Genomic DNA, 13,332 nt, shown 5'->3' with positions numbered 1-13,332 from the left:
CCGCCGCCAAACGCGGACACATCCACAAAACCGCACCCGGCACCTACACCGCCACACCACCTTGACACCCCCACCAAAACCTTAACTACGCGGCATTGTGCCGGTGGCCGGGGGTCAAGTTCGCGCTATCAAAAACCGCAGCTCACACGCCCGACCGCAAGCGCGCGGACTTTACCCCCGGACACCGGTGCTGTACCCCCCGGGCTGACGACGCGACCGAGGGGAACGGACCGCACCACCCCACAAACCGCAGCCGCTGAGACTCACCCGACCACCCGAGGGAACCGCGCTAGTTTCCCTGAGGTTGCCGAGGCCCGCCGGAGGCCCGGCCCTTCATCACAGCCCTTGACTTTGATCTTGCTTGTGGCTCTTGATCTTGCTCTTGATCTGGCCTGTGCCGTTGATCTGGCCTGTGCCGTTGATCTTGCCTGTGCCCTTGTTCTGACTTGCCGGTGTTGAAGAGGCCTGAGGTGCGGCGGGGTTGTGAACGCGCGAACCGGCAGCCGACAAACACACTCGCCTACTCGAACCCCGAACCGGCACAACTATGACCGAAGGCCGTAAAAAGCATTTAAAACCCACAGCCCAACCGCAACCCGTCCAGCAAACGCTGCCCGATAAGGCACCAGTCACCCGAGCTCGATCAACGACCAGTCGCCGATGCCCCGGTAGCCGAGGCGCTGGTAAAGGGCGTTGCTGGTGGGATTGGCCAGGTTGGTGAAGAGGATCACCTCGTAACCGGCGTCCAGTGCCCGCCGGCTGACGGCGGCGGTCACCGCCCCCGCGTAGCCCTTTCCCCGCAGCGTGGCGGGAGTGTAGACCGGCGCCACGCGCGCGACGCCGGCGACCGGTGTCGTGTTGCCGGCCAGGGAGACGGGAACGCCGTCGGCCTCCCACAGCAACAGCTCGCCGTTCTTGAGGCGCCGGTCCACGGCGCGCGCGGCGTCGGGCATCGCCTCGCCGACGTCGCCCGCGAAGGCGGTGAACCACTCGGCGAGCAGGTCGCGGTCGGTGTCGCCTACCGGCCGGGCATCGCCGGGCGGCATCGGCTGCGGCGGAGCCAGCTCGGTCAGGCGGTAGAGACGGCGGGCGGCGGCCACCGTCGGCTGTCGGCCGGTCGCGGCATGCCAGGCCTGTGCGAACGCCGCGACGGTCTCGGCGGGACCGTTGAGACCCGGCACCTCGTCGAGGACCCCGACCAGCGATTCCATGGCGTCCGCCGGGGCATCGGTGACGATCGCCGGCATCGGAGGTGTCCGCAGGAAGGCGGCCCGAGTCTGCGAGTCGGTGTACCAGCCGAAATACGGCGGCACGTCGCTGTAGGCGCCGGCGCCGGATGCCCGCAGCGATGCCATGACGGTGAGCAGCACAGTGTTCCGCACCGGATCGGCGCGCAAGAACTCCCCGGCCGCGCGCTCGAACTCATCCAGATCTGAGGTCAGGTGCCAAGTCATGGTTCACGGTGGCACACGGCGCTCCCCACCTGCACGCGAGTATCACCGGCAGACACCAGCTGCCGGTGATACTCGCGAGACGCTCGCGACGAACCCGCACCCGCCTACAAACGTGGGTCCACCGGCTCGGACTCCAGAGCCAGCACCGCGAACGCCGCCTCGTGCACCCGCCACAGCGGCTCCCCGGCGACGAACCGCTCCACCGACTCCAGGCCCAGCGCGTACTCGCGGCTGGCCAGCGAGCGCTTGCGGCCCAGGCTGCGGCGGCGCAGTCGCTCCAGGTTCTCCGGCTCCAGGTATTCGGGGCCGTAGATGATGCGCAGGTACTCCGGGCCGCGGCACTTCACGCCGGGCTGCACCGGGCCGCGCGGACCGGCCGTGAAGCCGTGCAGCGGCTTGACCACCATGCCCTCGCCGCCGGTCGCGGTCATCGCCTGCCACCATGCCGTGGCCTCGGCGACCGATGCCTCATCGGCCAGGTCCACGATGCGCCGTTCGGTCCGGGTGAAGAACTCCGGGTCGGCGGCGACCAGGCGGTCGGCCAGCTCGATGTGCCAGTCGTTGCCCTTGGCCACGGCGTGGTTCGTGCCCTGCGACGCCAGCACCTGGAACGGCGCGAGGCGCAGTCCCTGCAGGCCGTCGACCGGCCAGCAGTAGCGGCCGTAGGCGGTGGTGAACGCGACCGCGTCCGTGAGCCGCCGCTCCTGGCGTGCCGCGAGCTCGGCGACGTCCAAGCCCCGAGCCGTGGCCGCGCCCAAAGCGGCCGTGGCCGCCGTCAGCGACGCCCGCGCCGCCGCGCCGACCGCCGCGTACTGGTCCCGCAGCAGCCCCATCGCCTTCGCCGACCACGGCAGCAGCTCGCAGTCCAGCAGCAGCCAGTCCGTGTCCAGCTCCGACCACACCCCGGCGGCGTCCACGGCCGCGCGCACCCGCGCCAGCACCGCCTCGATCTGCTCCGGCCGGTCGAAGAAGGGTCGGCCGGTGCGGGTGTAGACGGCGCCGGTGGTGCCGTCCTCAACGCCGAAGCGGTTGCGCGCGGCGTCGGCGTCCCGGGCGATGACCACCACCGCGCGCGAGCCCATGTGCTTCTCCTCGCACAGCAGCTCCCTGACACCCTCGTCCCGGTACGCCGCGAACGCCTCCGCCGGGTGCTCCAGGAACCCCGGCAGCACGGACGTGCCGCACGGCGCCATCGTCGGCGGCAGGTACACCAGCCAGCGCGGGTCCACCGCGAACCGGCTCATCACCTCCAGCGCGGCGGCGGCGTTCTCCTCCTGCACCGTGACCCGGCCCAGGTGGCGCGCTTCGACGATCCGGCGGCCCAGGACGTCGTCCAGGTCCAGCACGCCGGGGTCGCGGCGCACGACGCCGGAGGCGGCGGCGAAGGTGGTGGCCTCCAGCGGCCGCACCGGCTCGTACCAGACCTGCTCGGCCGGCACCGACACCGGTTCGCGCTCGGGGTAACGCAGGGCGCTGAGACGCCCGCCGAACACCGCGCCGGTGTCCAGGCACAGCGTGTTGTTGACCCACTCCAGGTTCAGCACCGGCGTGTGTCCGTAGAGCACCGTGGCCTTGCCCCGGTAGTCGTCGGCCCACGGGTAGCGCACCGGCAGCCCGAACTCGTCGGTCTCGCCGGTCGTCTCCCCGTACATCGCGAACGAGCGGACCCGCCCGGAGGCCCGGCCGTGGAACTCCTCCTTCAGGCCGGCGTGCGCCACCACCAGCTTGCCGTCGTCCAGGACGTAGTGGCTGATCAGGCCGTCGCAGAAGGCGCGGACCCGCTTGCGGAAGTCCTCGTCCTCGGCGCCGAGCTGGGCCAGCGACTCGGCCAGGCCGTGGGCGACCTTCACGTTCCGGCCGTCCAGGGCCCGCACCAGCTTGTTCTCGTGGTTCCCGGTGACGCACAGCGCGTTCCCGGCCTCGACCATGCCCATCGCCAGCCGCAGCACGCCGGGCGTGTCCGGGCCGCGGTCCACCAGGTCGCCGACGAACACCACGGTGCGGCCCTCGGGGTGCGCCGCGTCGACCGGGCGGCCTTGCGCGTCGCGGGTGAGGACGTAGCCGAGGGCGGTCAGCAGCGTCTCCAGCTCGGCGCGGCAGCCGTGGACGTCGCCGATGACGTCGAACGGGCCGGTCAGCTCCCGCTTGTCGTTGTAGGCCTTCTCGTAGGCGATGACCGCCGCGTCGACCTCTTCGACGCTCTTGAGGACGTGCACCTTGCGGAAGCCCTCGCGCGCCAGGTTCCGCAGGCCGTTGCGCAACTCGCGGCGCTGCCGGGAGATCACCCGGGCCGGGAGGTCGGCGCGGTCCGCGCGCTGGGCGTTGCGGTCGACGCAGACCCGCTCGGGGATGTCCAGGACGACCGCGATCGGCAGCACGTCGTGCTCGCGCGCCAGCTTCACCAGCGCCTCGCGCGCCTTGGCCTGCGCGTTCGTGGCGTCGACGACGGTCAGCAGACCGCGCCGCAGCCGCACCCCGGCGATGTGGTGCAGGAGCGCGAAGGCCTCGGGGGTGGCCGACTGGTCGTTCTCGTCGTCGGCGACGATGCCCCGGCAGGCGTCGGAGGAGACGATCGCGGTCGAGCGGAAGTGCTTGCGGGCGAAGGTGGATTTGCCGGAGCCGCTGGTGCCGATCAGGACGACCAGGGACAGCTCCGGAACGGCCAGCGGCAGGGCCGCGGGAGCAGTCGGGGGCAGCTCGGGGGCGGTCAGGTCAGACATCGGCCGGTTCCTCCTTCTTGTTCTTGTTCTTGTTCTCGGTCTCGGTCTCGGTCTCGGTTTTGGTCTTGGTAGCGGTGAAAAGCGCGAGCTGCGTGGCTGGCCCGAGCTCCGGATCGACCTCGCCGACCGGCTGGAAGCGCACGTCGTAGCCGTGCGCCGCGGCGACCCGTTCAGCCCAGCCGCGGAACTCCGCGCGCGTCCACTCGAAACGGTGGTCGCTGTGCCGGAAGCGGCCGGCGTCCAGCGTCTCGTAGCGGACGTTGTACTCGGCGTTCGGCGTGGTGACCACGACCGCGCGCGGGTGCGCGGCGCGGAACACGGCGTGCTCCAGGGCCGACAGGCGGTGCGGGTCGACGTGCTCGATGACCTCCATCAGGACCGCGGCGTCGTAGCCGGCCAGCTGCGCGTCGGTGTAGGTCAGCGCGCCCTGGCGCAGGGTCAGCCGGGCCTGGACGCGTTCGGGCAGGCGGTCGAGGCGGAGCTTGCGCGCGGCGATCTGGAGTGCGCGGGCCGAGACGTCGATGCCGACCACCTCGCTGAACGCCTTGTCCTTGAGGAGATCGCGCAGCAGCGCACCCTCGCCGCAGCCGAGGTCGAGGACGCGCGCCGCTTCGACCTCGTGCAGGGCCTCGACGACGGCTTCGCGGCGCGCGGTGGCCAGGGACTGCTTGCGTTCGCTCGCCTGGCCCAACTTCGGATCGGATTCGTTGACCTCGGTCGGCGTGGCGGCGGATGCTGGAGCGGGTTCACTTTGCCCGCCTACCTTTTCTTGGTGGGTAAGCCCCCTGGGCGGGTGGGGTGTGTCTTGCGTGGAGCAAGCGATGTCGGCGGCCGGCTCCTCCTCGAACCCCACCGCGTTGTCCAGCGTCTCCGGCTCGACCTCGTCCACCTCCGCCAGCCGGGCCAGCGCCTCGCGCACCAGCGGCTGGCGGCGGGCCAGGTAGCGGCGGGCGATCATGGCGCGCTGCGGGTGCGTGCCGAGCCAGCCCTCGCCGACCCGGACCAGCTTGTCGACCTCGTCGCTGGCCACCCAGTAGTGCTTGGCGCCGTCCAGCGCCGCGAGCAGCACGAACAGGTGCGACAGCGCGTCGGACAGGCGCAGGGTGCCGGTGAGCGTCAGCTTGGTGTAGCGGGAGGCGCCCCACTCCGGGAACGCCGGGTCCAGCGCCACCGGCTCGGCCGTGACCGTCCAGCCCAGCGGCTCGAAGAGCTCGGCGGCGAGTTCCGGCTCGCGGCAGATGAGCGTCGGCACCTCGATCCGCAGCGGCAGCGCGGTGGCGGCCAGTTCGGGACGCAGGTCGCAGCGTCCACGCAGCGCGGTGCGGAAGACGTGGCCGAGCGCCGAGGCCAGCAGCGAGGAGGCCGCGTAGGGGCGGTCGTTGACGTACTGCGACAGGGCGAAGTCCGGGCTGTTGCGGCCCCGGCCGCGCACCAGGGCGATCGGGTCCACCTCCAACAGCAACGCGGCCGTGCACTCCTGTTGGCTCGCCACCGGATAGAAGACATGGGCCTGGCCGAAGGTCTGGCTGAAGACCTGAACCCGGTCGGGGTTCTTGTGCAGCAGGAAGCCCAGGTCAGTGGCGGGCCAGTCGGCGCCGTCGGGCGGCGTCGCGGTAATCGTCAGGAGCATTGGACGATCGTGACGGAGCGCGGCCTTCGCGGCAAATCGTATTAGCGCCGAATCGTGACCTCACGCAGGTACTCCGCGGGCACGGCATCGGTCAGCCACACACCGTTACCGCTCACCGAGAACCGGAAGCCGTCGGTGTGCATGCGCGCTGCGGCGACGGCCAGCACCGCCGGCTTGCCGTGCCGGCTGCCGACCTTCACCGCGGTCCCGGTGTCCGGGGACAGGTGGACCGCGTGGCGGTTCATCGGCCGGAGGCCGTCGCGCCAGATCAGGGCCAGGGTGCTCTGCGCGGTGCCGTGGTAGAGCACGTCCGGGGGCTCAGCCTGCGCATATCCGAGGTCTACCGGCACCGAGTGGCCCTGGCGGGCCCGGATCAGAGTTCCGGTGTCGTCGAACTCGAAGCGGTGCTTGTTGTTCTCGGCGACGACCAGGTCCAGCTGTTGGCGGCTGAAGCCTTGTCCGCGTGCTGTGGCGTTGGCCAGGAGTTGATCGACGCTGACCCAGCCGGCCCCGTCCATCGTCAGGCCGATCGCGGCGGGGCTGTGGCGCAGCCAGTTCGACATCCGCTTCGACAAGCGGACTATGTCCTTCTCATTCATCTTGGCGACCAAGGTCCCGTAGCTCTGTAGAGAACCGCAACAGGGTTTGCGCGCGGAGTCCCCTATAGCGCAGCTCCCGTATATAAGCATTCAGCTCCGGATCCCGTCGGGAATGGGCGACGGGTTCCGGAGCCGAACACTGTACGAGATGCCACCTTCTCGCCGTTAATAGAGGCGTCGGGGCGCGCTCTGGTGTTACACCCCCTGCCGACCTGCGGAAACATCTACACAGGAGGCCTGGGCGGGCCGGGCTGGCGCCCCGGTCCGGGCGGCGGTGGCGGGGCGCCGGCGGGACGGACTCCGTGCCCCGGATACCCGTCGGGACCGGTCGGCTGCGCGCCGGGATACGGACCGCGGGGCGCGGGGACGTCACCGGGTCGCGGCCCCGAGGGCCGAGGGGGCCGCGCCCGGTCGGGGGCGGGGCTGAAGTGAGGGGGGATTCGCATTTCGCCGACCGCCGGATAGTTCGGGACTGGAAGTGGTTGTGCCCCGCCGCAGGGCCGCGGGGCACAACCTGGAGGACCGGCCGGCAGGGATGGGTACGGCCGGGCTCGCATGCCGCGATCCCTCTTGCCGGAATAGGCGTGCCCAACCCCTGCTGCCGTTACCGCAGCAGGTCGAACGCGGTGTCTCAGCGGACGAAGTGGGGCGGGCCCGGGGTGTGGCCGTGCCCGCTCCCGCCGCCGCCCCCGGTGCCGCCGGTGGCGGGGTTCCAGTCCGGGCGGCTGCTGGAACTCGGGGTGCTGGGACCTGAGGTGCTGGGACTGGTGTCGGGCTTGTGGCCGTGCGACGGATCCGGCGTCACCGAGGGCTTCGTGGAGCCGTCGGTGGGTTGCGGGATCACCGGTCCGCCGGTCGAGGCGGACGCCAGCACCCGCGCGCAGAAGGCGTCCATCCGATCGGCACCGCCGGCCAGCTGGGCCAGCCGGCGCCGGTCGTGCGCGTTGAGCCCGCCGTTGCCGTTCGCGTTCCCGTCGCCGTTCCCGTCGCCGTTCCCGTCGCCGTTCCCGTCGCCGTTGCCGGCGCCGTTGCCGGCGCCGTTGCCGGCGCCGTTTCCACCGTCGGCAGCGGCACCCTTATGGGCGATATAGGCCCGGCACAGCGCCACCACGTCGGCGGCGGACGGCGTCGAAGGGCTCTGTCCCGGCGGGCTGTCGGGGTCGGCCGTTCCGCTCGGGGTCCCCGGCAACACGCCGACGCCACCGTTGCCACCGCTGCCACCGTTGGCGCTGCTGCTGCCACTGCCACCGCTGCCGCCCCCGGAATGGCTGCCTGAGGCACGGTTCGAACCCGCCGAGTCCGGCGACGCCAGCTTCCCGGACGAGGAGTCCGGCGAGGACGCCATCGACTGCCCGGAACGCTCGGCGGGATCCGGCTCGGGCACGCCGACGCCGCCGAGCACCTGGTGCGCGGCCCGCTGGATCGGCGAGGGCAGCACGTCGGCCTCCGCCGCGACCGCGACCCCGGTGACGCTCAACGCCCCGGCCACCGCGGCCAGCTTCACGCCGAGCAACCGGCGCAGGGGGACGGCGTAGCTGTGCCGGACCGGGGTGGCACCGGTGCTCCCGGCCTTCCCGGCGTTGCCAACCTTCCCCGCGTTGCCAACCTTCCCGGCGTTCCCGGCGTTCTCAAAGGCGCGACGCGCCGATTCATAACCGCGGAGCTCATTCGGCCACGGCGGCGCGGCGGCGGCGGACAGCACTCTGGCCACCGCGCGCACGTCCGCCGAAGGCCCGAGGTCCGCGAGGAAGTCCACGCTGCTCACGGTCGTGCCACCTCCAACGTCCCCCGAGATTGCCGGTCCGCCCGGCCGCCCGGCCCCACTCGGGGCCGCCGCGCCGTCGGACCGCGTCCGATCACCGATCTGTGCCGTCTGTGCCGGCTCACCGGCCTGCACTGATTCAGCGGTCTGCACCGCTTCATCGGCTTGCACCGTTTCACCGGTCTGTGCCGACTCATGGTGCGCCGACTCAGGGTGTGCCGATCCATGGTGTGCCGGTCCGGGCGCTCCGCTAGTGGCATCGCCGGCGCCCTCCCAGCCGGCCGAGTATGCCACTCGGGAGGGTGATCCGGCGACGGCAGAATTTCCCGTACCGGGCAAAACCGCCGGACCGGGCGCCGGGTAGTGCTCCTGGCTTCCAACACCGGACTGTCGATCCGGAGTGGGAATTTGAGCTTTCCCCAGTCCCGCTCTGCCCAGACCGGCGGCCCGGAAAGCGTCCAGTAACCGCTCGGCTTGGTCGTCGCTCAGCCGGTCCCGGCTCTTCGTGCCGTCCCAGCCGTCCCGGCCGTCGCGGCCTTCCCGGCCCGCCCGGCCGTCGCCACGATCCCCGCTGTCGCCGCCTCGGCGCCGCCCCGTCCCGATGTCATCCATACTCCGCGCCCTTCACGGTCCGCGAACCCCGGCCGGTCATGCCGGACCCCGCGTCCCCGGTCCCCTCCATTCCCCCTGTGTCGTGTCCGTCACCGCCGGCCTCGCCCTCGGCCGACTGCTCCGCCAGGATCGCCGCCAGCCGCTTGAGCCCGCGCATGGCCGCGATCCGCACCGCGCCGTCGCGCTTGTCCAGCACCTTCGCGGTCTGCGCCACGTCCAGCCCGGCGACCACCCGCAACAGCACGGCCTCGGCTTGATCTTTGGGCAGCCGCGCTATCAGGCGCAGGGCACGCTCGGTGTCCTCGCGCTCGGCGGCGGCCTCTTCGGTGTCGTCGGCGGCCGGCCAGTCGGCGACGTATTCCGCGACGTCGCCGTTGTCCTCCTTGCGGCGGGAGGCCTTGCGCAACTCGTCCAGGGCGCGGTGGCGCGCCACCCGGAACAGCCAGACCCGGAACCCGGCCGCGTCGCCCCGGTACCCGCGCACGTCCTTGGCGGCCTGGAGCCAGGTCTCGCTGGCCACGTCCTCGGCGGCGTCGCCGACCACGGCGCGCAGATAGCGCAGCAGCGGCGGATGCAGAGCGTGCCAAAGCTCTGCGAATCCCGTCTCCTCGCCGCGGCGGGCCGCGGCCAGGGCGGAATCCAGATCGCCCCAGGCCAAGCCGTATCCCTCCTCGAACCGTGCGCACACGCGCGCCCCTGCTACAGCTTGTCGCGGCCCGAACATTACACGGATCGCACACAGCTACCCGACGGTTCGCGGACGTGACCGGACGACACGGGTCCGACGGGTATGGCGTTTCCTTGACGACAGTCATATCTTGGTGATGACCAGGCAACGCCGCACAGCCGAACCAGAGCACCGGGAGGACACCGATGAGCCCGTTCCGGGGTTCAGTGCCGTTCACTGACAAGTGGGACCACTTCCGCGTGGAGCACGCCGACGGGGTCGCGACCGTCACCCTGAACCGTCCTGACAAGATCAACGCCCTGACCTTCGAGGCCTACGCCGACCTGCGCGACCTGCTCGCCGAGCTGCCGCACCGCGGCGACACCCGGGTGCTGGTGCTGCGCGGCGAGGGCCCCGGGTTCTGCTCCGGCGGCGACGTCAACGAGATCATCGGCGAACTGCTCAAGATGCGTCCCGACGAGCACCTGTCGTTCACCCGCATGACCGGAGACGTCGTCCGCGCGCTCCGCGAGGTCCCGATCCCGGTGATCGCCTCGATCCACGGCATCGCCGCCGGCGCCGGTTCGGTCCTGGCCCTGGCCGCCGACTTCCGGATCGTGGCCCGCTCGGCCCGCTTCGCGTTCCTGTTCACGAAGGTCGGCCTGTCCGGCTCGGACATGGGGGCGGCCTATCTGCTGCCGCGCATCGTCGGGCTGGGCAACGCCACCAAGCTGCTGATGCTCGGCGACACGGTGAAGGCGCCGGAGGCCGACAAGTACGGTCTGGTCAGCGAGCTGGTCGAGGACGAGGAGTTGGAGGCGGCGACCGCGGCGCTGGCCCGGCGGCTGGCCGACGGCCCGGCGCTGGCCTACGCACAGACCAAGATGCTGCTGACCCGCGAGCTGGACATGGGGTTGTCGCCGTCGCTGGAGATGGACGCGGCCGTGCAGGCGCTGTTGATGAACACCCGCGACCACGCCGAGTTCCACCGCGCCTTCAACGCCAAGGAGACGCCGAAGTGGGAGGGCCGATGACCCCGCAGCCAGCATCCGCTCAGCCAAGCTCCGCGCAGCAGCCGGGCACCGCTCCGCAGCCAGGCGCCACTCAGCCGAGTCCGCAGCTCCAGCCCCAGCCCCAGCCCCAGTACCAGTCCCAGTCCCAGCCCCAGTCCCCGCACGAGCTGGTGAACCCGCCGGAGCTGGCCCCGGCAATCGGCTTCTCGCACGCGGTCGCCGCCGGCCCCGGCCGCACCGTCTACCTAGGCGGCCAGGCCGGGATCCACCCCGACGGCACCGTCGACCCGAAGGCCACCCTGGTCGAGCAGTTCGACCTGGCACTGGCCAACATGGTCACGACGCTGACCGCCGCCGGCGCGGCCCCGGAACACCTGGTCACCGTCACCGTGTTCGCCACCGACGCCGAGCAGTACCGCGAGAGCCTCAAGGAACTCGGCGCGGTGTGGCGCCGACACCTCGGCAAGCACTACCCGGCGATGGCCTTCTTCGAAGTCAAGGGCCTGTTCGATCCGGCGGCGCTGGTGGAACTCACCGGCGTCGCGGTGGTGCCGTGAGAATCGCCGTGGTCGGCGGCGGTCCCGGCGGCCTGTACTTCGCGGCGCTGGCCAAGCAGCTCGACCCGGGCGCGGTGGTCGACGTCTGGGAGCGCAACGCCGCCGACGACACCTTCGGCTTCGGCGTGGTGTTCTCCGACGAGACGCTGGGCGGCATCGAGCACGCCGACCCGGGGATCCACGAGGCGATGGCCGCCGAGTTCGCCCGCTGGGACGACATCGACGTGCACTACCGCGGCAAGGTGATCACCTCCGGCGGCCACGGCTTCGCGGCCCTGGCCCGGGTCCGGCTGCTGCAGATGCTCCAGCGCCGCTGCGCCGACCTCGGCATCGCCGTGCGCTACCTGACCACCGCCCCGCCGACCGAGCAACTCGCCGCCGAGTACGACCTCGTGGTCGCCGCCGACGGCGTCAACTCGGCGATCCGCACCGCGCACGCCGACGCCTTCCAGCCCTCGATCCGCACCCACGACTGCCGCTACATGTGGCTCGGCACCGACCTGGTCTTCGACGCCTTCCGCTTCCAGGTCCAGCCCACCCCGCACGGCGTCATGCAGGTCCACGGCTACCCCTACGACGCCCACGGCTCGACGTTCATCGTCGAGATGCACGAGCGGGTGTGGCGCGCGGCCGGCTTCGACCGCTTCGCCGACCGCGCCTTCCAGCCCGGCGAGAGCGACCACGAGAGCATCGAGCGGATCGGCGAGCTCTTCGCGGACATGCTCGGCGGGCACCGGCTGATCGCCAACAACTCGCGCTGGCTCAGCTTCGCGACCGTCACCACGGCCCACTGGTCGCACCGGAACATCGTGCTGCTCGGCGACGCCGCCCACACCGCACACTTCTCCATCGGGTCCGGGACCAAGCTGGCGATGGAGGACGCGCTGGCGCTGGCCGCGTGCCTGCACGAGAACCCCGACATCCGATCCGCACTGGCAGCCTACGAAGCGGAGCGGCGGCCGGTCGTCGCCTCCACGCAGCGCGCCGCGGCGGCCTCCCTGCGCTGGTTCGAGGACCTGGGCCGCTACACCGACCAGGAGCCACTGCAGTTCGCCTTCAACCTGCTCACCCGCTCCCGCCGGGTCACCTACGACAACCTCAAGCTGCGCGACCCGGAGTTCGTGGCGGAGGTCAACGGCGACACCACTCCCCCGATGTTCCGCCCGTTCCGGCTCCGCGGACTGACGCTGAAGAACCGCGTGATCGTCTCGCCGATGGACATGTACTCGGCGCAGGACGGCATGCCGAACGACTTCCACCTGGTGCACCTGGGCTCCAAGGCCCTCGGCGGCGCGGGCCTGGTGATGACGGAGATGGTCTGCGTCTCCCCCAACGGCCGCATCACCCCGGGCTGCACCGGGATGTACTCCGACGAGCAGGAGGCGCAGTGGCGGCGGATCGTGGACTTCGTCCACACGCAGTCCACGGCGGCGATCGGGCTCCAGCTCGGGCACTCGGGACGTAAGGGCTCGACGAGGCTGATGTGGGAGGGGATCGACGAGCCGCTGCCAGAAGGCAACTGGCCGGTAGTCGGGCCCTCACCACTGCCCTACAAGCCCGGCGTGAACCAGGTCCCGCACGAACTCACCGCCGCGGAGCTGGAGGCCCTGAAGCACGAGTTCGTCACCGCCGTCGAACGCGGAGCCCGCGCCGGCTTCGACCTGCTGGAGCTGCACTGCGCACACGGCTACCTCCTGTCCAGCTTCCTGTCGCCGCTGGCCAATCAGCGCACTGACGAATACGGCGGCTCCCTGGAGAACCGCCTGCGCTTCCCCCTGGAGGTGTTCGACGCGGTACGCGCAGCCTGGCCCCCCGAACGCCCCATCACGGTCCGCGTCTCCGCAACAGACTGGGCCCCCGGCGGCGTGGACGGCACCGAATCAGTCGACATCGCCCGCGCCTTCGCCACCCACGGCGCCGACGCCATCGACGTCTCCACCGGCCAAGTCACCGCCACCGAACAACCCGAATACGGACGCTCATACCAGACCCCCTACGCCGACCGCATCCGCCACGAAGCAGACATCGCCACAATCGCCGTAGGAGCCATCTCCTCCTACGACGACGTGAACTCAATCCTGCTAGCCGGCCGCGCCGACCTCTGCGCCCTCGGCCGCACGCACCTCTACGACCCGCAGTGGACCCTGCACGCGGCAGCCGAGCAGGACTACACCGGCCCCGGCGGCGAGTGGCCCGCCCCCTTCCGGGCCGGCGCACGCAAGCCGGCTTCGGGGCGGACGGACGGCCCGCGGCCTCGGCTGGAGCTGATTCGGGAGGGTGTGGAGGGGACGGCGCATGCTCGGTGGCGGCCTGGTGGG

The 13,332-nt window shown here is 71.4% G+C and carries 10 protein-coding genes; 3 read left to right on the top strand and 7 right to left on the bottom strand.

What is annotated here, in order from left to right:
- Window positions 1-629 precede the first annotated feature (629 nt).
- From KGQ19_RS42600 to KGQ19_RS42570, 7 genes are all read right to left on the bottom strand, one after another.
- Window positions 630-1,454 carry a GNAT family N-acetyltransferase gene (locus KGQ19_RS42600; RefSeq protein WP_212020255.1) on the bottom strand — a complete coding sequence of 275 codons (825 nt, stop codon included), beginning with the start codon at window positions 1,452-1,454 and terminating at the stop codon, window positions 630-632.
- A 104-nt stretch (window positions 1,455-1,558) separates the two neighbouring features.
- Entirely contained in the window at window positions 1,559-4,174 is a 2,616-nt protein-coding gene (locus KGQ19_RS42595; protein WP_212020254.1) for a polynucleotide kinase-phosphatase, read from the bottom strand.
- Window positions 4,167-5,804: a 3' terminal RNA ribose 2'-O-methyltransferase Hen1 gene (locus KGQ19_RS50545; RefSeq protein ID WP_230420312.1), complete on the bottom strand. Its 1,638-nt coding sequence runs from the start codon at window positions 5,802-5,804 to the stop codon at window positions 4,167-4,169. The genes KGQ19_RS42595 and KGQ19_RS50545 overlap by 8 nt, the downstream gene beginning before the upstream one ends.
- Window positions 5,805-5,845: 41 nt before the next feature.
- Window positions 5,846-6,403, bottom strand: coding sequence for an RNA 2'-phosphotransferase (locus KGQ19_RS42580; protein WP_230420311.1), 558 nt, complete (start codon window positions 6,401-6,403; stop codon window positions 5,846-5,848).
- 631 nt (window positions 6,404-7,034) lie between these two features.
- Window positions 7,035-8,168 carry a hypothetical protein gene (locus tag KGQ19_RS42575; protein WP_212020253.1) on the bottom strand — a complete coding sequence of 378 codons (1,134 nt, stop codon included), beginning with the start codon at window positions 8,166-8,168 and terminating at the stop codon, window positions 7,035-7,037.
- A gap of 482 nt (window positions 8,169-8,650) precedes the next feature.
- A complete protein-coding gene (locus KGQ19_RS51470; protein WP_268908191.1) occupies window positions 8,651-8,773 on the bottom strand; it encodes a hypothetical protein in 123 nt (40 codons plus the stop codon).
- Window positions 8,770-9,465 (bottom strand): RNA polymerase sigma factor, encoded by a 696-nt coding sequence (locus tag KGQ19_RS42570; RefSeq protein WP_307856683.1) that lies wholly within the window; start codon window positions 9,463-9,465, stop codon window positions 8,770-8,772. The genes KGQ19_RS51470 and KGQ19_RS42570 overlap by 4 nt, the downstream gene beginning before the upstream one ends.
- Window positions 9,466-9,650: 185 nt before the next feature.
- Between KGQ19_RS42570 and KGQ19_RS42565 the strand changes: the two genes are divergently transcribed.
- From KGQ19_RS42565 to KGQ19_RS42555, 3 genes are all read left to right on the top strand, one after another.
- Window positions 9,651-10,478 carry an enoyl-CoA hydratase family protein gene (locus tag KGQ19_RS42565; protein WP_212020250.1) on the top strand — a complete coding sequence of 276 codons (828 nt, stop codon included), beginning with the start codon at window positions 9,651-9,653 and terminating at the stop codon, window positions 10,476-10,478.
- Window positions 10,475-11,014: a RidA family protein gene (locus KGQ19_RS42560; RefSeq protein WP_230420310.1), complete on the top strand. Its 540-nt coding sequence runs from the start codon at window positions 10,475-10,477 to the stop codon at window positions 11,012-11,014. The genes KGQ19_RS42565 and KGQ19_RS42560 overlap by 4 nt, the downstream gene beginning before the upstream one ends.
- A partial coding sequence (locus tag KGQ19_RS42555; protein ID WP_212020249.1) for a bifunctional salicylyl-CoA 5-hydroxylase/oxidoreductase occupies window positions 11,011-13,332 on the top strand: 2,322 nt, incomplete at its 3' end. The genes KGQ19_RS42560 and KGQ19_RS42555, both read left to right, overlap by 4 nt.

The sequence above is a fragment of the Catenulispora pinistramenti genome, from assembly GCF_018274385.1.
GTDB classification, from domain to species: domain Bacteria; phylum Actinomycetota; class Actinomycetes; order Streptomycetales; family Catenulisporaceae; genus Catenulispora; species Catenulispora pinistramenti.
The sequence above is the reverse complement of the archived record's forward strand: the minus strand, read 5'-3'. Positions and strand labels throughout refer to the sequence as shown.

Coding starts and splice junctions, on each gene's coding strand:
- KGQ19_RS50545 (WP_230420312.1), bottom strand. CDS start 5,804: ATGCTCCTGACGATTACCGCGACGCCGCCCGACGGCGCCGACTGGCCC.
- KGQ19_RS42560 (WP_230420310.1), top strand. CDS start 10,475: ATGACCCCGCAGCCAGCATCCGCTCAGCCAAGCTCCGCGCAGCAGCCG.
- KGQ19_RS42600 (WP_212020255.1), bottom strand. CDS start 1,454: ATGACTTGGCACCTGACCTCAGATCTGGATGAGTTCGAGCGCGCGGCC.
- KGQ19_RS42565 (WP_212020250.1), top strand. CDS start 9,651: ATGAGCCCGTTCCGGGGTTCAGTGCCGTTCACTGACAAGTGGGACCAC.
- KGQ19_RS42595 (WP_212020254.1), bottom strand. CDS start 4,174: ATGTCTGACCTGACCGCCCCCGAGCTGCCCCCGACTGCTCCCGCGGCC.
- KGQ19_RS42580 (WP_230420311.1), bottom strand. CDS start 6,403: ATGAATGAGAAGGACATAGTCCGCTTGTCGAAGCGGATGTCGAACTGG.
- KGQ19_RS51470 (WP_268908191.1), bottom strand. CDS start 8,773: ATGACATCGGGACGGGGCGGCGCCGAGGCGGCGACAGCGGGGATCGTG.